Raw genomic sequence first — 22,982 nt, 5'->3', positions numbered from 1 at the left:
CTGGTTCTTCCTTCACCTGGCCACCGCGATCACCACAGTCCGTAGCCTCATCCGCAGTGCCTGGTACACCCACCGCTGGGACACTCGCCCCGTCAGCGCCCGCATCCGGCAACCCCTAGCTCACCGCCTCCCGGCGGACGCTCTTACAGAGCAGGGCTTCGGCGATCGGAGGTCCGGCAGTTCGTGGTGGTGGGCATCTCCTGTTCCACCGCGGACTGCGTACGATTCCACTAGCGTGTCCTGACATGACGGTGTTAATCATCGGCGGCAGTGGATTCCTGGGCACAGAGCTGCTGCGCCAGGCGACGTCCGCCGGCCGCTCAACGGCCGCGACGTTCAACTCCCGTCCCGGCGAGGCCCCTGGCACCTCGTGGCACCACCTGGACCTTCGTGACCCCCGGCGTCTCGACGAGGTCCTCGACGTAGTGCAGCCCAGCGTGGTGATCAACTCCTCCAGCGGGAACAGCAACTGGGCGGTCACCGCCGACGGTCCTGGCCGGATAGCCCAGAGCGCGGCGAGGCGGGGCATTCGTCTCGTGCACGTCTCAAGTGACGCGGTCTTCTCCGGGAACCGCGGCTCCGGCTATGACGAGAAGGCGCTCCCCGATCCGGTCACGCCCTACGGTGCGGCGAAGGGGGCCGCCGAGACTGCCGCTCGCCTCCTGCACCCTGCCGCAGCCATCGTGCGGACCTCGCTGATCATCGGGGATGGCGGGTCTGCCCACGAACGGGTGGTGCACGAACTGGCCGCTGGCACAAGGCCAGGAGCCTTGTTCACGGACGACGTACGGTGCCCGGTGCATGTCGCCGATCTGGCAGCCGCACTCTTGGAGCTCGGGACGTCCGAGGTGGGCGGCATCGCCCACGTCGCTGGCTCCGAGGCGCTCACCCGGTACGAGCTCGGTGTGCTCATCGCACGCCGTGACGGCCTCGACCCCTCTCTGCTGCCCGCCGGTCGTCGGGCGGATACCGGGCTCCCGGGAGCCCTCGACGTGCGCCTCGACTGCCGGGCCACACAGCAGCAGCTGACTACCCGATTCCGTGGAGCCCACGAGTTCCTCGGTCAGGGCTGAGAAGGGCATCTGCCAGGAGCGGCCTTGAGCGGAGACGCACGAAGGCCCCAGGAACCGGTCGGGCTCGGTTCCTGGGGCCTTGGCGTTGGTTATCAGTTTTGGGTGGTGGTCCGGTCAGCCGGTGGTCTGGTCATCCTGGTCGGCATCGCGGCGCCGACGTACGGCGATCAGTGCGCCTCCGCCTGCGGCGACCAGCACTCCCGCTCCGGCGAGCAGCCATCCGGTGGCGTCCGCGCCGGTCTGGGCGAGTGAGCCCGTGGGGGCGGGCGAGGAGGTGCTGGAGGTGGTCTCCTCGGGGGTCGGGGCCGCGGAGCTGGTGGGGGGCTGGGAGGTGGCCGGCGTACTCGGGGTCGGCTTGGTCGACGGTGTGACCGGCGGGGTCGTGGGGGTGGTCGGGGTAGGTGCCGGGGTGGTGGGCGGCTGGGTCGGCTGCTCCTTCTTCGTGTTGGTGAAGGCGGCGGTGACCGGGGCGCCGGGTTTGGCGGTGATCTTCACCGGGGTGGAGTTCAGCTGGTAGCCGTCGGGGGCCTTCGTCTCGGTGGCGGTGTAGCTGGTGCCGGCGCGGGCGGCGACCGGGAGCTTGGTCGTGGCGGTGCCGTCCTTGCCCATGGTCAGGGTGACGGGCTTGCCGTCGCCGGAGGCGGGGGTGATGTTGATGACGGCGCCGGCGAGGGGCTTCCCGCTGGTCTTGTCGGTCTTGGTGACCGTGAGGTCGGCGGGCTTGAACGGGTCGACGACGGCGAGCTTCACGGTCTGTCCGGGGGTGACGATGACGTCCTGGTCCGGTGCGAGGTCGTGGATCGGGCTGCCGGTGGCGGTCTCCTTGAGTCGCCAGACGCCGGGGGCGACGCTTTCGAAGCGCAGGATGCCGTCCGCGTTGGTCTTGCCGGTCAGGGCCTTGGTCCCGTTAAGGGTGTCGAGCAGGTTGAACTCGGCGCCTGCGAGGAGGGCTCCGTCGGGGTCCTTCTTGGTGATCTCGACGGTGCCGGGCTGCGGTTCGGGGGCTTCCGCCCAGGCGCTCGGGGCGCTGAGCAGGGTGCTCGCCACGAGGGCCGCCACGGTTGTGGTGACTACGGTCGGGAAGCGGTTGGTGGCGCTGGAGTGCATGGAGGGAGTGGTGTCCTTGATCGTGGAGGGTGGTGTGCCGGGGCCGCGTCGGGCCGGAGGTCAGCGGGAGCGGCCGGAGGCGGGGAGCGTGGCAGGCAGGGTGGGCAGACCCGGGCGGGAGTGATCGGGTGCCGGGGCGGGAGCCCAGATCTGGGTGTAGTGCGTGATGGCGCGGCGGAGGCCGGTCAGGTCTGCGCCCTTCCAGGGCGGGGGCCCGGTCTCGTGCCAGTCGCGGATGCGGGCGTAGCCGTCCCATCCGGGGCCGATGCCCTTTGCGGCGTCACGCCGGGCGAAGGTCTGGTGGTCGGCGAAGGAGAGGGAGGCCGTGTCCAGGGTTCCCAGGTCGGGATGGATCACCGCCAAGCTCAGGCCGCCGTATTCCCGGTGACGGATCGTGCTCTGGAAGTCGATACGGATCCGGACCGGGGAATCGGCTACGGGGCTGCCGTAGTAGGTGCTCCCGACGACCGCGCCGACGGGGAAGGGTGGCTGGAGTTCGGCGAAGAACTCCGCTGCGTGCAGGGACAGGTGATCCTCCAGGGCCAGTCAGCGGCGGGCGGGAGCTGGGGTGGTGCTGGTGCTCCATCGCGGCACGCTGGTCGTGGTGAGCACCGGCCGGGGCCGGGCTGCCGTGCGGCGGTGCACATCGAGCGGAGTGGGTGCCGGCGGCGGGGGCGGGACGATCGGCGTGAGCTGGATGTGCGGGAGGAGGGAGGAGAGGATCCCTTCCTGCCAGCGAGGAACGGGTGCGGGGTCGGCCAGGGCGGTGGTGATCGCGGTGACCAGGTGGACCGGGGTGCCGGTGGAGGCGGTGGCGTACCAGCGGGGTCCCTTGGGGCCGCCCCACATGTACCAGCGTGCCTCCAGGGTGGTGAGCTCCTTGGTCTCGTCGAGCCGACCGGTGACGTACTCCAGACCGGCCAGGCCGTCGGCGCTCTGGAGTTCCATCACGCCCCAACGGGGGTGCTGGAGTTCCCAACCTCCCTTCAGGAGCGGGGCAACGGCCTCGAACCGGTCGCGCGGCTCCTTGTCGAGGTAGGCGTCCGGGCCCTGGGCATACGCGGCGGCGAGGGCGGTGGTGAAGGCGGTGACCAGCTCTGTGGGAGTCATGTCGTTGAAGCACACGCCCCAGGCGGGAGCGGCGAAGGGGTCGCGGTAGGCCGTGATGCGCCACAGGCCGTCATCGTCTCCTTCGGGGAGGAAGCCGAGTCGGACCTTGCGGTCCGGGGAGGCGACGTACAGGTTGCCGTCGTCGTCGTGGTGGCGGTCCCAGCCGAGTTCGAACAGGGGCTGGAGGGCTGGGTTTCCGATCCAGGCGCTGCCGGCCAGGTAGCGGGGGGTGACGTAGACGTCGCCCTCGATCGGGTCAGGTGCGGTGTCGGTCAAAGAGCAGTCCAGGGGGCAGGGGTGAGTGGCGGCTATGCGGTCGGCGTGATGGTGATCGTGATGTGGTCGCGGGCGGCACGGATGCGGGCTTCGGCCTGGTCGGCGTCGGGGGCGGTGACGACGAGGAGGCCGACGCGGGCGACATCGACGTCGCCCTCCGGCGGCAGGGTGACCTGTTCGCCTGGGAAGAGGATCCAGCTGGTCTGCTCCAGCCAGTCGGTGGCCTTCGTGAACTCCGGGTCGATGCCGCGCTCGACGATGGTGCCGGAGACCTCGGGGTAGAGGAGGGCGACGGCCGCGGCCTGCTGTCGGGTGGGGGTGAGGTCGGGCTGCAGGCCGAGGGCGAGGTCGGCGGCGGCGCGCGGCAGGTCGATGCCGGTGGCGAGCAGGACGAGCTTGCCGATCAGGTCGCCGCCGATGCGGCCGTTCACTTCGATGATCCGCGGGCCCGTGGCCGTGAGACGCATCTCCACGTGCTGGATGCCTGTGGTGATCCCGAGGGCGGCGATGGCTGCCTGGGCGATGGGTCCGACGCGGCGGAGCAGGGGGTCGGCCCCGTCCACGGTGTGGCCGACTTCCTCGAAGTACGGAGCGAACGCGAGCTGCTTGCGGGTGACGGCGACCGGGGTGGTGACTCCGTGGTGGGTGACGCATTCGACGGATATCTCTTCGCCGTCGAGGTACTCCTCGACCAGGACGTCGGTGGACTCGCCGCCCCACAGGCTCGCTCCTTCGGTCGCGAACTCGAAGCCGGCGGGGAGTTCTTCGGCGCGGTCGACGCGGATGACGCCGACGCTGCCGGCCTGTCCGGACGGCTTGACGACGACGGGGTAGCCAATGAACTCGGCAGCGAGGACTGCCTCCAGGAGGTTGGCGGCCTTCATCGACCGGGCGGACGGAACCCGGTGGAGGTCAAAGAGCTCGCGGCTGAGGGACTTGTCGCGGCATCCGTGGAGAACGTCCGGGCCGTCGGTGGTCACCTGCAGATGCTGGGCGAGGGCCGCGGCGTTGACCAGGAGCATCTCGTTCCAGGTGAGCACGGCGGAGATGGGCTGCCGGGCGGCCAGCGCCTCCCCCGCGGCCAGCAGCGACTCGATGTCATACGGGTCGGTGACCTCATGGTCGACGACGAGAGACTTCTCCCAGGTGAGGGCGGCCGGGGTGATGACGACGGTGTCGTAGGCGGCGGCGACGGATTCGAGGCAGTAGCCGCGGTAAAGCTCGTCGTTGGGCGCGACGACCAGGACAACGGGGCGGGCCGGGACAGTACGGAGGTTCTCGGGCGGGGTCAAGGGTCAGGGGGCCTTTCGGAACGGACGGGAGCGGGGAGCGATCGGGGCGGGGAAGTTCAGCGGCGCATGCCGGGGCTCTGGGCGGAGGCCGCAGTGCGGGGCGCGGGTGTTATCGCTGCGGGTGGGGGTTGCCTGCGGGGCAGGGGCTGGGGGAAGGCCGTCTCCTTGGCCAGGAGCGCGAGCGGTTCCAGCTGGTCTGCTGCCTGGCCCAGTGCGTCCTGGACTTCGAAGGGGAGCGCTCCCTCGTAGAGGGTGGGGCCGGTGGTGCCCGCCCAGTGGGATACGGCGCGGAGCAGGTGGTGGACGTCGGCGACGAGGCCGTCCTGGGCCAGCAGGTTCTGGGCCAGGACGGTGGTCTCGGCGGTGGGCAGGGTGTCGAAGCGGTCGGTGAGCAGGCGTACGAGGCTTCCTGCTGCGGCTGCTTGGTCCGCGTTGAGCGAGGAGATGGCCGAAGAGCTCGGGGGCATGGGTCTCTCTGGTCGGGTGAGCGGAGTGGGGCGTTCAGGTCCGCTTGTGTGCGGGAGAGCGGCCGTGGCGCATGGCGGGTTCGCGGCGCAGGCGCCAGAACGCGGACAGGAGGCCGATGGCCTGGAGGGCGGCGCAGCCGGTCAGGACGTGTCCGAGCGCCGCTGCGGGCGTGACGGCGACGAGGACTCCGGCGAGCGGGAACGGGGCGAGCATGATCAGGATGGTGATGCTGAGGGTGGCGCCGAAAACCGCTTCGGGGATGAGGTGGGAGCGAAGAGTGCGCAGCACGACGGTCATGCCGCCTTCGCCTGCCATCAGTACGGCGGTCAGGACGAGGAGCTGGTTGTACGTGCCGGCCTGGGAGACGGCGAGGCCGGCCAGGGCTGCGACCACCGCGCTGGCGGCCCCGGTGGGCCACAGGCCGACGCGGTCGATGACGAAGCGGCAGCAGGCGACCACGACGAGGGAGACTGCGGCTGCAGCCGACCAGATCACGCCGACGGCGGCGCTGGAGTAGCCCAGGTGCTGCACGACGATGATCGGGGCGGCGGCCTGGAGCATGCCGGTGGCCAGGTTGGAGACGGTGAGTCCGGCGATCAGCCAAGCGAGGGCCGGCAGCGAGGCGAGGGTTGACCATCCGGTGCGCAGTCCGGTGAGCGCGGATGCGGCAGCGGGTACCAGACGGGTCTCGCGGTGCCAGGGGGCGAGGGCGGCGCCCAGGAGGGAACAGGCGGCGATGGTGATCAGGGTGCCGGTGACGCCAGCCCATGCCAGGAGGAATCCGGCGGCGGCGGGCCCGGCGAGGGTGGCGGTCTGGTCGATGCCCAGGAGGGCCGACTGCACCCGGTGGGCCCGCTCCCCCGCGTCCTTGCTGGCCGCCGCCCCGTCCGTCTCGGCCGCGATGTAGGAGAACTCGGTGGCCACCCCGGTGATGGCCGCGAGCGCCATCACCGTGATCGTCGCTCCGAGGCCACCGGCCTGGGTGGGCAGGATGACCGCCGCGGCCAAGACCACCAGAGCGCGCAGCACGGAAGCGATCCGGAAAACCCGCTTCGTGCCGTGCCTGTCGACCATCGTCCCGGCCAAAGAGAACGCAGCAAGGCGGGGAATCCACTCCAACGCGAACGCCAGCCCGGTGAGGGTGGCAGACCGGGTGGTGGCGAGCACGATCAGCGGGATGCCGTACGTGGTCATCGCGAACGCGCCAGCATCGGCAGTACGAGGGAGGTAGATGCGGCGCAGCAGGGATAGCTGCGGGAGGAGGGCATGCCGTGGGCCGGCGATCACAAGATCGGTCATCGTCGCTTTCACGCAAGAAGACGCCCGCCGCGGCGAGCAGAACAGGAAGAGGTCAGCGGCGCGGCGTGCGCGCCTGCGGCGCGGCGTGCGCCGGATGCGTCGGGCCGTGGGCCGGCGACGGCCTGACCGAGGGGCTCGGCTCGGCTGCGGCCTGGCGGTAGACGGCCAGGTGCGTGTCGAGCTGGCGGAGCAGGTAGCCCCGCTTGGTCGTCAGGTTGTCGATGCGGTCACCGAGGAGGCCCTCGGTCCAGCGGTGGCCGGCGGTGTCTTTGCCGGTCAGGGTCTTGGACAATTCCTTGATGGCACGGTCCACTTCGTGGAGGAGCTGCCGCTGCACGGCATCAACTTCAAATGCCGTGTTCATCACGGCCGCAACCGTCTCCTTCATGTGGCCGGGTGCGTCCTGCATCACCGTGAAGGCCCAGGCATTGGGGTCCATGCCGACCGCACGGGCCACCTCGCTGGTCCCCAGCGCGGCCACGGCGCCCTCGTACCGTGCGCCGCTCACGCGGCAAGTTCCATCTCGTCCTGGGAGACGCCGGTCAGCTGGGCGATCAGGGTTGCCCCGTGGTCGCGGACCCAGGACGCGAGCACGGTCCGGGGCCCATGAAGGGATTCGAAGTCGAACTCGAGTACGTGCCCGTTTGAACCGGCCGTGGTGGACCCGAGGAGGGTGAGGGTGGCCTGGACTCGCGTGACGAAGTCGCTGACGTCGCTGGGGTGGTGGTGGGTTCGGGCCCAGCGGGCTGCCGTGTCGTAGACCTCGGCCAGAGCCTCTCCGGCCGGGGTCAGGACCAGGCTCGGGATTCCTCCGTCGGTGGAGGCCTTCAGCAGGCCCAGTGCACGCCCGACCGCGGAGGCCTGGCGCAGTTGCCAGCGGGAGAGTCCGGTGAGAGTCCGGCTCAGGAGGTGCCGTTCCAAGGCCCCGTTGTCGTCGATATCGCTGACGATCCGGATGAGGCCCGGGTGGGAGAGAGCGGCCGTAGTCGGTACCAGCGCCTTCGCGTGGGTGTCGGTGTTCATCGGGTGCGGCCTCCAGTCGTCGGCGCACCCGCAGGGCGGACCACGGTGGTGGTGGTGTGGGAGAAGAAGAGATCGCCCGGCTTCCATGCCGGACGGGCCTGGGGCGTCGGAGCTGCTGGGATACGCGGCTGGGTGGTGACCCACAGGGCCGGGCGGTCCTGGGGCTGCACGGGCGGTGGTGCCCACACCGGGTGGTTCGCGGCCTCGGTCAGGGGGGCGCCGGCGGCCCAAGCGGACAGTGCCTGGTAGACGGGGGCCAGGTCCCGGCCGGCGGCCGTGAGTTCGACGCGGCCCTCGCGGTCCTTGGTGACGAGGAAGTCCTCGGCCAGGCGGTTGAGCGGGGCGTAGACGTTGGTCAGGTGTCGGTCGGGCATGGCGGTGGCGGCCAGGGCCTTGGCGCTGGATGTTCCGCGGACTCGCAGTGCCCACAGGATCGGGGTGGCCTGTCGCGGGGCGATCAGAGCGATGGCGTCCTCGATGTCCTGCGCGCGGGGCACCGCCTTGGGTACGCGGTGGCCGGTCGCCGGATCCAGCACCGTCTCCTTCTCCAGGTGCTTGCCACCCCAGGCAGCGATCACGCCGAGGACCGGCAGCAGCTCGCGGCCTCGGACGGACAGGCCGTACAGCACGTCCTGGGGCTCGAACTCGGTGCGTTCAAGGAGTCCGGATTCGGTGAGCTTGCCGAGCCTGGGGTGGAGCTGGCCGTCGGGCAGCCAAGGCAGTGCGCTCTTGATCTCCCGGTAGCGCAGAGGCTTCTGGGACAGGGTGAGCAGCACCCAGACGTTCCACCGCGGGGCCAGCATCTGCAGGCTCTCGGTGACACGGGACAGGTCGGACGATATGGATTCGGGCAGGCCGGTGGTAGCCAAAGCGGGTGCTCCTGGAATGTGGGTATGAGGTTCAGCGGGCGCGGGAGGGCGGGGCGGCGGCCGGGACCGGGGCGGCGGGTGTGGTCTCCAGCGCGGGGGTGCGGTGCAGGCTCTGCAGGACTGCGGAGATGTGCCTGGCCTGGGTGTCGCGGACAGCGACGGCTTCACCGATGCGGCGGGCGCAGTCGAAGATGTGGCCGGCGTCGTGGCGTCCGACCTCGCGCTCGGGGTCGACCAGCTTCCGCAGCCGCTGGAGCTGGAAGCCGATGTCGGTTTCGGCGAACTCGATGGCGCTGTTGGCGGCCAAGAGCGCGGACAGCATGTTCGGGTGGGTCGTGGAGCCAGCGTGCGCTTCAAGTTCGGCACGCGGGCGGCCGTACAGGGCCTCGATGTGCTCGGCGATCTGCCGGGAGGTGGTGTGGGTCAATCAGCGGCCTCTCGCGCTCTGCGCCGCCGGGCGCGCCCCGACAGGTGAGACTCCGGCGGCGGGTCGGGTGGTGGCCCATAGCTGGTCCAACTTCGGCGGTCCGTGGCGCGCGGTACCCGGCGGTGGCATGGCGCGAAGAAGTTCACGCAGGGCTGTGACGTACTGGGCGCGAGCGGAGAGGGCTGCGTCCATCCACTGCGAATCGAAGCGGAGCTCGGAGGCGGACAGCGTGCCCATGTCGGCGTCCGGGGCGGTGTACCGGTGGACGCGGTCCCGGACGCGGGCAACCTGCTCTTCGGCCAAGGCCAAGAATGAGCGCAGCTCCAGGGCGCGTTGCGCGGCGGGCGTGGCAGTACCGGCAGCCGCGGCGGCGTAGAGCTGCGCTACCGGAGTAGCGAAGACCTCTTCGAGGTGCGCGTCCTGGCTGGACGGCTTCGTGGGGGTGCTCATCGCACACCTCCCCTGACAGGTACGGCGGGCACTACGGCAGGCCGGGGTACGGGGGTGGTCGCGATGGCGGGCCCGGTGCGGGCGGCGCCGCGCCAAGGCCCTGGTGTGCGGTTGCCCGGGGCGTTGTCGTCGAGGAGGTGGCGGACGACCATGGCTCGGCCGTCGCGTACGGCGACCAGGGTGTTCACGCGGTCGGCGAGCGCCATCACCGGGTCTTCGAGCTCGCCGGCGGGAGCCCGGTCCAAGGCGGCGAGGAGGTGGTCCTCGGCGGCGGACAGGGCTCCTTGAGCTTCTTCGAGGAGCCCGTACCACCGGATCGTGGTCGTCGCCTCGGGGCTCGCCTGCGGGGCCGCCGTCACCGCGTGGCGCAGCTGCTGCAGAGGCATCTGGAAGCGGGATTCGATCTGCTGGGCGAAGACGCCGAGCACGTCGTCGAGTTCTTCGGGCATGGCGAACTCCTCTCCAAAGGGCATGGGGCGGCCAAGGCCGGAAGGGTGTCAGGGTGGCCCGGTCGTGCGTGGTGGGCTTGTTACAAGGGTCCGGAGAATCCCCGGTTTGGCTGACCGGGGATGTGCTGCTAACTTCCCGGGCCAGCGGCATCAGCGGGTTCGACCGGGGGCCTTCGGCGAGGTGCTCGGGAGGGCGGTCGGCACGGCGGTACGCACCGTGGACGGTGCGGGTGGCGGCAGCGGAGTGGAGCGGTCGTCCATCCAGCCGACGGCGGCCTCAAGGCTCTCGAACGCGCCTTCGCGCAGGGTGTGGGTGAAGGTTTCCAGGTCGGCTTGCTCCACCAGGACTCGGAACGGCTTCACCGCTCTTTCATCCAGGGCGCGCAGGAGCACGGTGGTCTCTGGCTTGCGCGAGGTGTCGTCGGTGTAGCTGTGGAGCAGCGCGTAGTGGTCTCCGTCGCCCATGAGCCGCTGTTGCAGGGCCACGGTGGTGGTGTCGGCGGCTGTCGTGCCCATGTTCGGCGGCAGGGCGATGGCCTCGGCGGGGCAGCCGCGCTTGATGAGCCAGGACTGGGCCATCGCCGCGAGCGGCAGCTCGGCGTGTTCGAAGCTGAACACCTGCGCCGCGTGGTCTCGTTCGATGCGCAGGGCGATGAGCTGGGGTTCGCCGGGGATGCCCCAGGTGACGGCGCCGTTGTGGATGACGTAGAAGCTGTGACGGCCATTGGGGCTGTGGTGGGTGGCCAGCGCGGTCATCGAGTCGTGGTCCGAGTCGAGGTGGTGCCAGAACGCCTCCTCGACGACTTCGTTGACGGGCTCGAAGCCGTCGAGCCGGAAATCAGGCCGGTAGCTTTGCGGCATTCAACTCATTTCGGTGCCGAAGTGGGGTGGGGTGGGGTGGAGTGGTTCGTTCGGTCAGCGCGACCGCCCGGAGGTCGCTGGCCAGGAGCCGACCCGGGGTGCGGACGTTGGCGTCGCGGCGGGAGGGCGGCTGGTGCCGGTGAGCGTCGTGCGCCCGGCGTCCGTGAGGGAGATGGGCTGTCCGGCGTGGAGGGGGTGTGAGGTGTCACGGGCCACCAAGTGGGCTTCCTCCAGGCGCTGGTAGAGCGGATGGGCGACCCGTACGCCGGAGGCCGTGACGACGGACATCCGCCCGGTTTGTAGGTGCTGGTGGAGCCGCGCGCCCTGGCTGATGGCCAGGAGTGCAGCAAATTCGTGTGCGAGCAGGTCTTTGCCCTCCGCCGTGATGCGCACCGGGGCCGCGGCCTCCAGCGATTCGAGTCCGGCGAGTGCCTCGGCTTGCCGGGTATCGCGTATGGCGACGGCGTCCTTGAGCTGGGTCACGGTCCGGTCGATGCGCGCGAACAGATGCTGGTCGACTTGCAGTTCGCCCGAGGCCAGACGTTGGAGGAGTACCCGGTAGAAGGTCACATCGCGCTCCGCGTTCGAGAGGGCGCGGTGGGCTTCGGCGAGGTGGGTGAGCGGCCCGTCGAGCAGCCCGCGGTCGTGGTGCGCCCACAGGAGGTCGACGCTGTATCCGACGGCTACCTCGACGCGGTGGTCAAGGCTGGTCAGGGCCTTCATCGGGGGTGTGATGGACGGCAGGAGAGCCTCCTGGGCGTGCGGTGCGGGGCGGGATCGCGCCTGCCGCGGACAGCGACAGGCGGACGTCGAGGTGGGGGGCGTCCCGGGATGCGGTGACGTGGCCGAGCCGTCGGAGCAGACCGAGCATGGGCTGGTTCGACGCCTGCGTGTAAACGGCCAGGGTGTGCGCACCGCGGGAATGGGCGTGGGCGGCGGCGTGCCGGGCGAGGGCCAGGCCGATACCTCGGCGCTGGTGGGCGTCGGCGACCTGCAGGCCGAGGTCGAAGACGCCCGGCTCTCGGCTGATCGGTCCAGTCGAAGCGAGGGCGATGACCGCGTCGGTGGCATGGAGGGCGATCCAGCAGCGGGAGTGGTTCAGGAGGCGCTCGATGTCGCGGCGGGTGATCCTCGTTCTGCCCCAGCGGCGGTGTAGGGCCTGCTCGGAGCAGCTGCGGTGGAGTGTCTCGATGAGCGGCAAGTCCGCCAAGGTTGCAGTCCGGACGTAGGTGTCGCCGGCGGAGTTCAGCAGCTGGTGCACACGCCCGTGGCGGCCAGGAGGGCTTCGCGGCTGTATGACTTGCGGCGGCGGCCGTCCGGCAGGGTGATGTCGCGGGTCCGTATGCCGTACGGGGCCAGAAGCTGGGCGAGGCGGGCCTGGGTGAGATCGTTGTATCGCCAGTCCTTCCCGGCGACGCCGGGCAGGTCTCGAAGGGCATCGACGAGGTCGGCGGAGGCCACAGCGTACGGGTCACCGAGCTGGGCGAACACTCCGAGGCAGGCTTCGAGCAGGCTGTCCGGCAGTTCCGGGTCCTGGCAGCACTCCTCGCCCTGTTCCAGACCGCACGGCGCGCAGGGCTCGGCGTCCTGCGCGCAGCAGCAGTCGGTGGACAGGAGCAGGGACAGCTCGTACCCGGCGATGAAGCGCTCGATCAGGGCATCGGCACATGCCTCCAGCTGCTGGGCGGTTCCCTTACCGGCCTCGATCGCGGTGGCAAGGTCGGTCAGCAGACGCCGGTCGCAGTTCTGGACATCGATGAAGGCGTCCAAAAGGGCCCGGTGCTGGGGGTTTGTCTCAGGCGGTGTGGCACCGGTGATGTTGGTGGCGAAGCTATCGATGAAATTGGGGAAGGGCATCAACGGGAGGGGCCTTTCGGGCTGAGGGGAAGGGCGGGCTGGGGAAGTCCGGGGACCACGTAGGTCTGGGGTCCGGGCTTGGGGATGGTGCGAGTGGTGCCGAGCTGGGGAGACCGGCCCCTGGCCGCATGGGTGAGGGCGTCGACCGGCCTACGTTTGATCCCCAGGCGGGCGGCGGCGGTGCGGTAGACGTCGCTCTGTTCACGGGGCCTGACCGCGACGACGTGGATCTCGTTGTGGAACGCGGATCCTTCGGGGGCTCGGCGTGTGGCGTAGACGATGCGCCAGGCCGAGCGGGAGTCGACGTAGACCTTGCGGAGCCCGTCGAGTTCGTGGGTGAGCTTCCCGCCGAACAGGTTGGCGTTGACGACGTCCTGGAGCTTGACGAGCGCGAGGTCGCGGATGTCGCTGGGTGCCTGGAGGAGGTCGGTCAAGGCACGGGGGTCGAAGGTCAGTCCGAATGCGGGTTGGTCGTTGCCGCTCACGAAGCCGCCTCGAAGGCGTGGCCCGCTTCTACCTCGGCTGCGGAGGAAGCTGGGCGGGTGGATCGGCCGGGGCCTCGCAGCAGGCGGTGCGCGGGGCGGTCGGGGTCGGTCTGGCAGGCCGAGAGCGGTCCACCGGCCGAGCGGATGGCCGCCATCGCGTGGGTGAGGAAGTCCCGGTGCCACACGAACATGCCGCTGGGCCCGGCCTCGGGGTCCTTGTGCTGCTGGTAGGCCATCCACAGGGCGTGCAGCCAGGCCACGACGTCGAGGTGTTCCTGCCATTGTTCGCACCACGGCGCGGCGGTGGTGATCTCCGCGCCGTAGACCGGCATGAGGAAGTCCTCCACCCAGTCGGTCAGCGAGTCGAGTTCGTTCTCCCGTTCCTCGCCGTCCAGTTCCAGGATCGGCTTCGGGTCGGGCGGCAGCGCGGGGGCGGGCATGCCGGGAAGGCCCGGCATGGAGAAGCCGGCGAAGGGCATCGGGTCGGGTGCGGCGGCCAGGCTGTCGAGCTGCCGGGCCTGCTGGGCCGACTGGTCCAGGAGCTTGCGGACGCTGGCCTCGATGCTCTCCAGGTCGGCTTCGGGAACGCGGATCGGATCCATCGGCTGGCCGTCGGGGCCGTCTATGGGTTCGAGCACGAAAGGTCTCTCCTTGCAGCCGCATGCGGCACGTCGGAATTCGAAAGAAGGGCAGGAGTTCAACCATCCACACATTCCCCGGTTTGGCTGACCGGGGATCACGTGCTACAAAGCCCCCGCGCTGCGGGGACAGAAAGGCGAGATATCGCCTCCTGCCCCCGCAGCGAGCCCGTGAGGGTCAGGCGGAAAGGACGAAGTCGTCCTGGGAATAGGCCTGCTGGAGGGCTTCGGTGAGCCGGTCGGAGGCGATCTCGGCATAGTGCTTGGTCTTCTCGACGCCGATGAAGTCCCGGCCCTCCAGCAGAGCTGCGACACCGGTGGAGCCGGAGCCGGCGCAGAAGTCCAGGACGGTGCCGCCCGGCGGGCTGATCTTGACGAGCTCGCGCATCACCGAGACGGGCTTCTGCGTGATGTGCTGCCGCTTCCGGCCGGTCGGCTGCGAGCCGGAGTACAGGCCCGGGAGGTAGACCTCGTTCCGGGAGCCGTCCATGTCTCCGTTGGATCCCCAGACGATAAACTCACAATTTTGGGTAAATCGCCCCTTTTGCGGGCGGGCGGCGGGCTTGTGCCAGGCCAGCACCCCGCGCCATGTCCAGCCGGCGGCCTGGATCGCGTCAGTGGTGATGGGCAGCTGGCGCCAGTCGGTGAACAGCAGCGCCGTGCCTCCGGGGCGGGTCGCCCGCTGGGCTTCGGTCATGATCTGCGTCAGCCAGAAGCCATAAGACCTCTGGTCCATGTTCTCGCCGGTGAAGTCCGGCAGGGCATGGCCGGCGTCCGCGGAGGTGTACTTCTGCCGGGCCGTCCGGGAGGTGCGCTCCTTCGCCGTCCGCCCGCCTGAGTTGTACGGCGGGTCGGTGATGACGGAGTCGACGCAGTTGTCCGGGAGGGTGGACAGGACGCTGAGGGCGTCGCCCTGGTGCAGGGAGAAAGGCAAAGAGGTACCCCAATATCGGTTCGGGAAGGCGAGGGTGAACTCCGGCTCGCCGCAACAAAACCGCCAGCCCGGATGTGGACACAGGTGTGCCATAGGGCCATAGGGCGGTCGTGCGGGGGGAGTTCCAAAACTGTAGGGCACGATCCCCGGTTGACCACGGTCGCCGCGAAAACCCTTGAAATAGAGCCTTGATCATCTTTTTCTTGGTCAACCGGGGATCGGCACTTACTGTTTTGGAACTGCCCGGTACACACACCGCCGATGGCCGTATTCCCCCGTCATGCCCACACGGAGGCACCCCCTTGTCCCGGCACACCTGACCGCCCGGACGTCATTGCGAGCGGCAACTCGCAGCGACGCCCCGAGGCACAGCTCACCCATCACCCGGCCTGCCGCGCTCCTTCTCACATCTCCACGGCACCGCGCGGCTGGGACTTCACACACTTCAAGGACACCGCTATGCCATTCCTGCGCCCTCCCCTGCCTGAACCCCGGCTGCCGGCCCTGACCGGCGAGCGCGGAGGTACTCCGGGTTGAAGGCCGTAGCCGCCGCCATCGGCGTCCTCTGCCTCTCCCCCCTCGTCCTCGCCACCACCGCCGCCATGGCCGCGGCCGGAAGCGGCGCCGCCTCCAGAAGCGCCGCCTGCACTCCCGGCGGCAGCAGCGTCGATGCCGCCGCGGTCGCCAAGCAGGTCGCGGCGATCCTCGGCGGCCAGGGCGGCGACAGCTCGATCCGCGTCGAGGGTCTGGAACTGCCCGACGAGCAGATCCCCCACGCGAAGACCATCGTCGCCACCGGCATCGCCCTGAAGGTGCCCGAGCGCGGACAGGTCGTCGCGCTCGCCACCGCCATCCAGGAATCCCGGCTCCGCAACCTCACCTACGGCGACCGCGACAGCCTCGGGCTGTTCCAGCAGCGGCCCAGCCAGGGCTGGGGCACCCCCGAGCAAATCCGCGACCCGGTCTACGCCTCCACGAAGTTCTACAAGGGGCTGCTGGAGGTCAAGGGGTGGCAGCAGATGACCATCACCCAGGCCGCCCAGGCCGTGCAGCTCTCCGGATTCCCGGACGCGTACGCGCAGTGGGAGCCGCTGGCCCGGGCCCTGCAGCAGGCCATCGTCAAGACCCTGCCGAACGGCGGCACAGGCCAGACCGGTCAGGAACCGGGTACCGCTCCGGGCGGTGCCGGTGGCTGCAAGCCGGGCGAGGACGGAGCCGACTGGGGCTCCATCCCGGAAGGGACCGTCCCCGCCGGGTACAAGATCCCTGCTGACGCCTCGCCGAAGGCCCGTACCGCGATCGACTGGGCGATGCACCAGCTCGGCACCCTCTACCAGTGGGGCGGCACCTGCACCGCGCCGCGCGGCCCCGACCCCATGGGCCGTTGCGACTGCTCCAGCCTCATGCAGCAGGCCTACGCCAAGTCCGGTATCCAGCTCACCCGCACCACGTACACGCAGGTCAAGGAGGGTGACGCCGTACCGGCGAACACTCTGAAGCCCGGCGACCTGCTCTTCACCCGCGGCACCGCCGCCGTCCCCGAGCACGTCGGCATGTACATCGGCGCCGGCCTGGTGATCAACGCACCGCGCACAACGAAACCGGTGCGGATCGAGAAGGTCGGCGACTGGCAGATCCTCGCCGTCCGCCGCATCCCCGCGCTCAACAGCTAGGCCGCCGCCCGCCGATGCGGGCCCGCGCCGGGCCCCTCTTCGCGCCCCGAGCGCCCCTCTCCCTTCCCCGCACAGCCGCAGGCCCCTTAGGCCTGCGCCCGCAAGGAGCTTCGCCATACCCATTTCACTCGCAGACCGCGTCCTCTACCTCGCCTACGACCCCGGAATCACTCCAACGGACGGCGGCCTCCCCGGGCTCGACGTCCTGAAGAAGGTCGTCAACTCGATCAACATGTTCGGCATCATCGCCGTCGTCGGCGCCCTCGCCGTCTCCCTCGGCGTGTGGGCCTGGGGCCACCACAGCGGCGGCCACCAGGCCGAGGCCAACGGCAAGAAGGGCGCCGTCGTAGCCGCGGGCGCCGCCCTGGGCCTGGGCGCCGCCAACGGCATCGTCGCGTTCTTCTCCGCACTCGGAACGCAGGTCAAGTAGTGCCGAAACGTTCCCTCTCCCCCCTTCACCGGGCCACCACGCACTGGACGACCAGGCGACGGATCCTCGTCGCCGCCATGGTCATCACCGCGCTCCTCGGAGCCGCCGGACTGACCGCCTGGTTCACCTCCCGCGACGGCCAGACCAAGACCGACGCATCCCCCGCAGCCCCGGGAGCGAGCTCGCCCGCCCCGACGGCCCCGAAGCCTTCGGTCGGTACGGGCTCGGTCCCGGCTCCGCCCAAGCTCACCGACCCGCTCACCTACGCCAAGGCGGCGGCGGTGCTGCTCTGGTCGTACGACACCCGCACCACCAGCCGTGACCAGCACCTCGCCGGCATGCACGCGTGGATGACCAGCGAGACGAAGTACACCGACTGGACGGCGATCTCCGGGCAGGTCCCGGACCCGGTGCTGTGGTCGCGCATGGCCGACAACGCCCAGTACGCCACCGCCGCCGTGGGCGAAGCCCACTTCCCCTCGGCGTTCAAACAGGCCCTCGCCGAGAACCCCTCCGCGATCACCGAGGCGTACATCTACGCGGTCACCGTCACCGGCAAGCAGACCATCGTCTGGAAGGGCGGCGGGGGCGGCGCCGAGGACCGCGCCGTCACCCTCGCCGTCCAGTGCCGCCCCAGCTCCGACTGCGCCCTGGTCTCCCTCGCCCCGAGCGTCGCCCCGTAACACGCCACTGAAGACAAGGAGGTACCCCTCCAGTGGACTTCTGTTCCATCCCCATCGCCAGCAAGCTCTGCAGCGCCGCCGACGCCATCGACTTCGTCAACGACCCAGGCAAGGCCATCACCGAGGGCATCGGCAACTGGATCGCCAAGTCGGCCGGCCAATTCGCCGCCGCATCCGCCGACCTCGCCGCCGAAGCCGTCAACACGACCACCAAGGTCGACCTGCGCGCCGGCTGGTTCGTCGCCAACTACGAGCTGCTGCTGCCCATCGGCCTGACAATCCTGGTCGCCACCTTCTGCGCCCAGCTCATCCGGGCCGCGATCCGGCGCGACGGCCAGGCCCTGACCCAGGCCTTCACCGGCACCGCCGGCGGCGTGATCTTCTGCTTCGTCGCCATCGCCGGCACCACCGTCGCCATCGAAGTCGTCGATGCCTTGAGTGACGGCCTGTTCGCGGCAGCCGGCACCTCGATCGAAGAGTCGGTGCGCCGCATGGTCAAGGCCAGCTCTGTCGCCTCCATGGTGCCGCTGGGCTGGATGATCCCCGGCATCGTCGGTATCGGAGCCGGCATCGGGGCCATCCTCTACTGGTGCGTGATGATGGTCCGCAAGGTCGGCATCCTCGTCCTGGTGACCTTGGCTGTCTTCGCCGGAGCCGGAGGCGGATGGGAGGCCGCGCGGCGCTGGCGCCGGGGCTGGATCGAAGCCACGGCCACCCTGGTCGTCTCTAAGCTGCTGATGACGATCGTGTTCCTCCTGGGCATCTCCGCCCTGGGCCAGACCCAGGCCAAGGACGGTCTGGGCGCCCTCGCCGACTGCCTCGCCGGAGTCGTGATCATGATGATGGTCCTGCTCTGCCCGTACGCCACGTTCAAATTTGTCCACTGGGCGGCCGAGGGCACCGACGGCGAGTCGCTCCACCGGGCCGGTGGCACCGGCGCGCAGATGGCCAAGCAGCACACCGAGCAGGCAGCCCGCAAGGCAGCCGCGATGGCCGCCACCGGCGGAGCCGGCGCAGCTGCCGGAGCGGGCGCGGCACCGCAGGGCCCCGCCGGGTTCCCCGGCGACATCGCCGCCAACCCCACCGGTGGCTCCGGAGGCGAGCAGAACAGCGCCCCGATGCCGTCCTCCGGCGGGGGTGCGGCAACCGATGCGCTGTCCAAGGCGGTTCAGCCTCCGCCGACCAGCGTGAGCCAGGACACCAGCGGCCAGCTCGGCGGAAGCACCGGATCCTCCCCGTCCGGTCCCTCCGGTCCCTCGGGTTCGGGCGGTACGGGTCCCGTTCCCCGCAGCACCCAGGAAGGCCCGCCGCAGGGTGCACCTGCGCAGGGTCCGGCCGCCGCGAGCAGTCCCTTCGCGAGCGGTCCCTCGCCCACCGGCTCCTGAGCTGACCCCTCCCCGCCACCCGGGCGGGACACGCCGCACCACGATGCCGTGTCCCGCCCGGGTCCCAACCCCGTGCCCCGAAAGCGGACTCCGCCTTGTCTGACCTTGTCCTCCCCCTCACGATCAAATTCCCCCACAGGTCGCGGCGCGGCATCCTGCTCGGCCTGTCCCTGCCCCAGCTCGTCCTCACCTCCACCGCACTCGCCCTGCTCCTGGCCACCGTGGTCTCCACCGGCCTCGTCGGCGCCCTGGCCCTGACCCCCCTGTGGGCCGCGGTCGCAGCCCTCGTCGTCATCCGGCGCCACGGCCGCTCCCTGATCGACTGGGCGCCGATCGTCCTGCGCTACGCCCAGCGCCGGCGCACCGGCCAGAGCCTGTGGTTGGCCCGGGTGGTGTCCAGGCCCCGCACCGACGGTGTGCTCCACCTGCCCGGCACCGCCGCCTCGCTGCGCGTGGTCACCCCCTCCGGATCGCAGGCCGCCGCCGTCCACGACCCCCACGCCCAGACCCTGACCGCCATCGCCCGCGTCTCCAGCAGGGCCTTCGCCCTCCTTGACCCCGCCACCCAGAACAGCAACGTCACCTCGTGGGGCCGGGCCCTGGCCGGCATCGCCCGCAGCGGCCACATCGCCACCGTGCAGGTCCTGGAACGCACCGTCCCCGACAGCGGCGACACCCTGACCCGGCACTGGACCACCCACGGCCATCCCCAGGCCCCGGTCGCCGGGCAGGTGTACTCCGAGCTCGTCTCCTCCGCAGGGCCCGCCGCCGCCCCGCACGAGAGCTACCTGGCGATCTCCCTGGACCTGAAGGCCGCCAAGCGGCTCATCTCCCAGGCCGGCGGCGGACTGCCCGGTGCCTTCACCGTGCTCGGGCAGACCACCGCCTCCGTCGCCCAGGCCGCGCGCGGCGCCGGACTGATGGTCACCGGCTGGCTCACCGCCCGCGAGATAGCCGCCGTGGTCCGCACCGCGTACGACCCCAAGGCCCTGGCCGGGCTGCAGCAGTGGTCCGAGCACGGCAGGGCCGAGGCCGAACCGGCCGCCGCAGGTCCCGTTGTCCAGGTCGAGGAGTACGACCGCGTCATCACCGACAGCGCCCGTCACGCCACCTACTGGGTGGAGAACTGGCCGCGCACCGAGACCACGTCGGGCTTCCTGCACGGGCTGATGTTCACCGCCGGCGTGCGCCGCTCCTTCTCCCTTATCTACGTGCCCCAGGGACTCGAGTCCGCGCTGCGCGACGTGCAGCGCACCAAGGCCACGATCATCGCCGACGCCGCCGAACGCCAGCGCCGCGGACAGGTCGACTCCGAGGCCGACTCCGTCGAGTACGGGGACGTCAAGGAACGCGAGCGCCAGCTGATCGCCGGGCACGCCGACGTCGCCCTCACCGGACTCCTGACCGTCTCCGCCGAGACCGACGCCCAACTCGACGCCGCGTGCGCACAGATCGAAACCGCCGCCGTATCCGCCCAGGTCGACCTTCGCCGCCTGATCTACCAGCAGCCCGAAGCCCTCACCCTCGCCGCGCTGCCCCTGGCCCGCACCGCTCTGTAGCCGACCATCCGCCGCACCGCCGCGGCAGCAAGGACCCACCACTTGACCAACACCACGATCCCGCCCGGCGACGCCCACCCCTACCTGCGGGCCGCGACCGCCGGCATCCGCCACCACACCCGCCAGTCAGCACGAACGCTTGGCCACGCCGACCGTGTGCACCTGGACGTCCTGCACAGCCACCTGACCGGCCTCCACCTCCTGATGGACCAGCTCGCCGAGACCACCCGGCCCCCGCATCCGGCAGCCGGAAGGCACATAGCCGCCGCCCACCTGCGGCTGTGGCAGGCCGCGACGAGCCTCCACGAGGCCTTCCACACCCTCCCGGCCACCGAGTCCAGCACGGATGCGGGCTGCCGCCCCGACCGGCTGCCCGAGGGACCACCGGTCCTCACCATCTGCCAGCGCCAGCTCGCCTCCGGCCACGCCATCCGCCGCAAGACCACCCCCGCCGACCACGGCCCCCGCCCGGCACGCACCGCCTGAGGGCAGCCCCCGCAGAAACGATCCGCCCCCATGTCCCAGCACCGCCCCGGACGCCGCGCCCGCCGCGCCTCCGCCAGCCCCCTGTTCACCCCCCACGGCACCGACCGCCATGCCCGCAAGGCAGCCCGCCGTCAGCTCGCCGAAGCCCAGGCCAAAGCCCGCGCCGAGTCCACCTCCTCCTCCGGCGAACACGAGCCCGCCGAGTCGGAGATGCCCCTCCCCCTCTACTCCGCCGCCGGACGGCCCGGCGCCGCCAGCGCCCGGGCCAACAAGCTCCGGCTGCCCGCCCACCGCATGACCACCGCCGTCGCCGCTGGCGCCTACCCGTTCCTCGCCGAAGGCGGTCTCGGAGCCGACGGCATCTACATCGGCCGCGACGTCCACGCCGAAGCCGCCTTCGTCTTCGACCCGTTCACCCTGTACGGCAAGGTCGACGGGTTCACCAACCCGAACATCCTGCTCGCCGGGGTGATCGGCCAGGGCAAGAGCGCCCTCGCGAAGAGCTTCGCGCTGCGGTCGGTCGCCTTCGGATACCGCGTGTACGTCCCCTGCGACCCCAAGGGTGAGTGGACGCCCGTCGCGCAGGCCCTCGGCGGCACCTCGATCGCGCTCGGCCCCGGCCTGCCCGGCCGCCTCAACCCCATGGACGCCGCCCCCCGCCCCCCGTCCGTGACAGAGGCCGACTGGGCGGGTGAAATCCGAAAGCGCCGCCTGCTCCTGCTCGGCTCCCTCGCCCGCACCGTCCTGGGCCGCGACCTCATGCCGATGGAGCACACCGCCCTCGACATCACCCTCGACGGCGTCGTCAAGGCCGCCGCCGCAGCTGGCCGCACCCCGCTCCTGGGCGACATCGCCCACACCCTGGCCCAGCCCGCCCTCCTCGACCAAGCAGCCGGCACCGTCTCCGGCCACCTCGGAGACGCGGCCCGCGACCTCGCCCACGCCATGCGCCGCCTGGTCCACGGTGACCTGGCCGGCATGTTCGACGCCCCCTCCACAGTCGCCTTCGACCCGGCCACCCCGATGCTGTCCATCGACCTGTCCCGCCTCGGCGGATCCGGAGACGACACCGCACTCGTCCTCGCCATGACCTGCGCCTCCGCCTGGATGGAGTCCGCCCTCACCGACCCGCGCGGCGGCCGACGGTGGATCGTCTACGACGAGGCGTGGCGCCTGATGCGCCACCCCGCGCTGCTGCAGCGCATGCAGTCCCAGTGGAAGCTCTCCCGCGGACTCGGCATCGCCAACCTCATGGTCATCCACCGGCTCTCCGACCTCCTGACCGCCGGTGACGCCGGATCCCAGGGCCGCGCCCTAGCCGAAGGCCTCCTCGCGGACTGCTCCACCCGCATCATCTACCGGCAGGAAACCGACCAGGTCCACGCAGCCGCCACCCTGCTCGGCCTGACCTCCGTCGAGACCGAAGCCATCTCCCACCTCAGCCGCGGGCGCGGCCTGTGGAAGGTCGCAGGCCGGTCCTTCATCGTCCAGCATCTGCTCCACCCCGCCGAGCAGGCCTTGTTCGATACCGACGCCCGAATGCATTGAAAGGCCGTGAACAGTCCATTCCTGACATCACGAATCCCGACTACTTCCTCCAGCTCGCACGAACCGTGGACAAGATCTCCAACGACCTTCCGAAGGCTGAAGAGCTGCGCCGCGGCGCCGACATCACCCCGGACATCCACACCATGGTTGGCGACCTCGGCGTGATCCTGACCGAAGTCTGCGAGGAGCTTGCCGCCAGTAGCCGCTACGAGACCCAGAAGCTCACCCACTACACCGAGTACGAGCGTTTCGGCACCGCGTCCCTCGCCCAGTGCGCGATTCCTATCGGTACGGCCCTGGCCCACCTGAGCCACGTAGTGGACCGTCTCGGCTTCCTCCACGCGAGCATCCGGCACTCCTCCACTGAGCGGACCCCACCGCCCGACGACGTCCGGGTTGTCATCCAGGCGTACCTCGATCTCGTCGGCACCGACCTGGGCATGGCCGTCCAGCAACTGCGCGGCAAGGCAACCGAGATCAGCCGGATGATCACCACCCGCGGCGCCCTCGCGGCCAATACACACACCGTGACACCCCCGACCACCGCGCTCCCGCCCGGCCGGACCCGATGATCGCGCGTCAGGAGCCTTCGGCAGCTCG

General features: G+C 70.6%; 28 protein-coding genes. 9 read left to right on the top strand and 19 right to left on the bottom strand.

The window, feature by feature from the left end; all coding sequences use genetic code 11:
• Positions 1-245: 245 nt before the first annotated feature.
• The gene (locus OG764_RS30040) at positions 246-1,073 is read left to right on the top strand and encodes an SDR family oxidoreductase (RefSeq protein ID WP_328971550.1); all 828 of its coding nucleotides are present in this window, start codon (positions 246-248) and stop codon (positions 1,071-1,073) included.
• A 114-nt stretch (positions 1,074-1,187) separates the two neighbouring features.
• Here the strand turns inward: OG764_RS30040 and OG764_RS30035 are convergent, their stop codons facing one another.
• The 19 genes from OG764_RS30035 to OG764_RS29945 form a co-directional block, all read right to left on the bottom strand.
• Complete coding sequence (locus tag OG764_RS30035) at positions 1,188-2,180, bottom strand: SpaA isopeptide-forming pilin-related protein (protein WP_328971549.1); 993 nt, start codon at positions 2,178-2,180, stop codon at positions 1,188-1,190.
• Positions 2,181-2,240: 60 nt separating this feature from the next.
• Complete coding sequence (locus OG764_RS30030) at positions 2,241-2,537, bottom strand: hypothetical protein (RefSeq protein WP_328971548.1); 297 nt, start codon at positions 2,535-2,537, stop codon at positions 2,241-2,243.
• A 189-nt stretch (positions 2,538-2,726) separates the two neighbouring features.
• Positions 2,727-3,566, bottom strand: a complete 840-nt coding sequence (locus tag OG764_RS30025) for a DUF317 domain-containing protein (RefSeq protein ID WP_328971547.1) — start codon at positions 3,564-3,566, stop codon at positions 2,727-2,729.
• A 32-nt stretch (positions 3,567-3,598) separates the two neighbouring features.
• Positions 3,599-4,858, bottom strand: coding sequence for an ATP-grasp domain-containing protein (locus tag OG764_RS30020; protein ID WP_328971546.1), 1,260 nt, complete (start codon positions 4,856-4,858; stop codon positions 3,599-3,601).
• A gap of 56 nt (positions 4,859-4,914) precedes the next feature.
• Complete coding sequence (locus tag OG764_RS30015; protein ID WP_328971545.1) at positions 4,915-5,325, bottom strand: hypothetical protein; 411 nt, start codon at positions 5,323-5,325, stop codon at positions 4,915-4,917.
• 34 nt (positions 5,326-5,359) lie between these two features.
• Positions 5,360-6,625 (bottom strand): MFS transporter, encoded by a 1,266-nt coding sequence (locus tag OG764_RS30010; protein WP_328971544.1) that lies wholly within the window; start codon positions 6,623-6,625, stop codon positions 5,360-5,362.
• A 52-nt stretch (positions 6,626-6,677) separates the two neighbouring features.
• A complete protein-coding gene (locus tag OG764_RS30005) occupies positions 6,678-7,133 on the bottom strand; it encodes a hypothetical protein (RefSeq protein ID WP_328971543.1) in 456 nt (151 codons plus the stop codon).
• Complete coding sequence (locus OG764_RS30000) at positions 7,130-7,648, bottom strand: hypothetical protein (RefSeq protein WP_328971542.1); 519 nt, start codon at positions 7,646-7,648, stop codon at positions 7,130-7,132. The genes OG764_RS30005 and OG764_RS30000 overlap by 4 nt, the downstream gene beginning before the upstream one ends.
• The gene (locus OG764_RS29995) at positions 7,645-8,517 is read right to left on the bottom strand and encodes a winged helix-turn-helix transcriptional regulator (RefSeq protein WP_328971541.1); all 873 of its coding nucleotides are present in this window, start codon (positions 8,515-8,517) and stop codon (positions 7,645-7,647) included. Before OG764_RS29995 ends, OG764_RS30000 begins: the two co-directional genes overlap by 4 nt.
• Positions 8,518-8,548: 31 nt before the next feature.
• Positions 8,549-8,944: a hypothetical protein gene (locus OG764_RS29990; RefSeq protein WP_328971540.1), complete on the bottom strand. Its 396-nt coding sequence runs from the start codon at positions 8,942-8,944 to the stop codon at positions 8,549-8,551.
• The gene (locus tag OG764_RS29985; RefSeq protein ID WP_328971539.1) at positions 8,945-9,394 is read right to left on the bottom strand and encodes a hypothetical protein; all 450 of its coding nucleotides are present in this window, start codon (positions 9,392-9,394) and stop codon (positions 8,945-8,947) included.
• Entirely contained in the window at positions 9,391-9,843 is a 453-nt protein-coding gene (locus OG764_RS29980) for a hypothetical protein (RefSeq protein ID WP_328971538.1), read from the bottom strand. Before OG764_RS29980 ends, OG764_RS29985 begins: the two co-directional genes overlap by 4 nt.
• Positions 9,844-9,993: 150 nt before the next feature.
• Complete coding sequence (locus OG764_RS29975; RefSeq protein ID WP_328971537.1) at positions 9,994-10,704, bottom strand: hypothetical protein; 711 nt, start codon at positions 10,702-10,704, stop codon at positions 9,994-9,996.
• A 54-nt stretch (positions 10,705-10,758) separates the two neighbouring features.
• On the bottom strand, positions 10,759-11,427 hold the full coding sequence (locus OG764_RS29970; RefSeq protein ID WP_328971536.1) for a hypothetical protein: 669 nt from the start codon (positions 11,425-11,427) through the stop codon (positions 10,759-10,761).
• On the bottom strand, positions 11,405-11,965 hold the full coding sequence (locus OG764_RS29965) for a GNAT family N-acetyltransferase (RefSeq protein WP_328971535.1): 561 nt from the start codon (positions 11,963-11,965) through the stop codon (positions 11,405-11,407). Before OG764_RS29965 ends, OG764_RS29970 begins: the two co-directional genes overlap by 23 nt.
• A complete protein-coding gene (locus tag OG764_RS29960) occupies positions 11,950-12,561 on the bottom strand; it encodes a DUF3631 domain-containing protein (RefSeq protein ID WP_328971534.1) in 612 nt (203 codons plus the stop codon). The genes OG764_RS29965 and OG764_RS29960 overlap by 16 nt, the downstream gene beginning before the upstream one ends.
• On the bottom strand, positions 12,561-13,046 hold the full coding sequence (locus OG764_RS29955) for a type II toxin-antitoxin system RelE family toxin (protein WP_328971533.1): 486 nt from the start codon (positions 13,044-13,046) through the stop codon (positions 12,561-12,563). The genes OG764_RS29960 and OG764_RS29955 overlap by 1 nt, the downstream gene beginning before the upstream one ends.
• The gene (locus OG764_RS29950; RefSeq protein WP_328973227.1) at positions 13,043-13,648 is read right to left on the bottom strand and encodes a DUF4913 domain-containing protein; all 606 of its coding nucleotides are present in this window, start codon (positions 13,646-13,648) and stop codon (positions 13,043-13,045) included. The genes OG764_RS29955 and OG764_RS29950 overlap by 4 nt, the downstream gene beginning before the upstream one ends.
• A 214-nt stretch (positions 13,649-13,862) precedes the next feature.
• Positions 13,863-14,618 carry a DNA-methyltransferase gene (locus tag OG764_RS29945; protein WP_328971532.1) on the bottom strand — a complete coding sequence of 252 codons (756 nt, stop codon included), beginning with the start codon at positions 14,616-14,618 and terminating at the stop codon, positions 13,863-13,865.
• Between the two features lie 533 nt (positions 14,619-15,151).
• Between OG764_RS29945 and OG764_RS29940 the strand changes: the two genes are divergently transcribed.
• From OG764_RS29940 to OG764_RS29905, 8 genes are all read left to right on the top strand, one after another.
• Entirely contained in the window at positions 15,152-16,291 is a 1,140-nt protein-coding gene (locus OG764_RS29940; protein ID WP_328971531.1) for a C40 family peptidase, read from the top strand.
• 115 nt (positions 16,292-16,406) lie between these two features.
• Positions 16,407-16,721, top strand: a complete 315-nt coding sequence (locus OG764_RS29935) for a DUF6112 family protein (RefSeq protein ID WP_266449619.1) — start codon at positions 16,407-16,409, stop codon at positions 16,719-16,721.
• Positions 16,721-17,404, top strand: coding sequence for a hypothetical protein (locus OG764_RS29930; protein WP_443056092.1), 684 nt, complete (start codon positions 16,721-16,723; stop codon positions 17,402-17,404). Before OG764_RS29935 ends, OG764_RS29930 begins: the two co-directional genes overlap by 1 nt.
• Positions 17,405-17,436: 32 nt before the next feature.
• Positions 17,437-18,789 carry an SCO6881 family protein gene (locus OG764_RS29925; protein WP_328971530.1) on the top strand — a complete coding sequence of 451 codons (1,353 nt, stop codon included), beginning with the start codon at positions 17,437-17,439 and terminating at the stop codon, positions 18,787-18,789.
• Positions 18,790-18,884: 95 nt separating this feature from the next.
• The gene (locus OG764_RS29920; RefSeq protein WP_266449544.1) at positions 18,885-20,348 is read left to right on the top strand and encodes an SCO6880 family protein; all 1,464 of its coding nucleotides are present in this window, start codon (positions 18,885-18,887) and stop codon (positions 20,346-20,348) included.
• A 42-nt stretch (positions 20,349-20,390) separates the two neighbouring features.
• Positions 20,391-20,834 carry a DUF6238 family protein gene (locus OG764_RS29915; protein WP_328971529.1) on the top strand — a complete coding sequence of 148 codons (444 nt, stop codon included), beginning with the start codon at positions 20,391-20,393 and terminating at the stop codon, positions 20,832-20,834.
• A gap of 30 nt (positions 20,835-20,864) precedes the next feature.
• On the top strand, positions 20,865-22,382 hold the full coding sequence (locus tag OG764_RS29910) for a VirB4 family type IV secretion system protein (RefSeq protein WP_328971528.1): 1,518 nt from the start codon (positions 20,865-20,867) through the stop codon (positions 22,380-22,382).
• Positions 22,379-22,954: a hypothetical protein gene (locus tag OG764_RS29905; RefSeq protein ID WP_328971527.1), complete on the top strand. Its 576-nt coding sequence runs from the start codon at positions 22,379-22,381 to the stop codon at positions 22,952-22,954. The genes OG764_RS29910 and OG764_RS29905 overlap by 4 nt, the downstream gene beginning before the upstream one ends.
• Positions 22,955-22,982 lie beyond the last annotated feature (28 nt).

Source organism: Streptomyces sp. NBC_00239, assembly GCF_036194065.1.
Lineage (GTDB): Bacteria > Actinomycetota > Actinomycetes > Streptomycetales > Streptomycetaceae > Streptomyces.
Note: the sequence above shows the minus strand (reverse complement) of the source record. Positions and strands in the feature narration are given on the sequence as shown.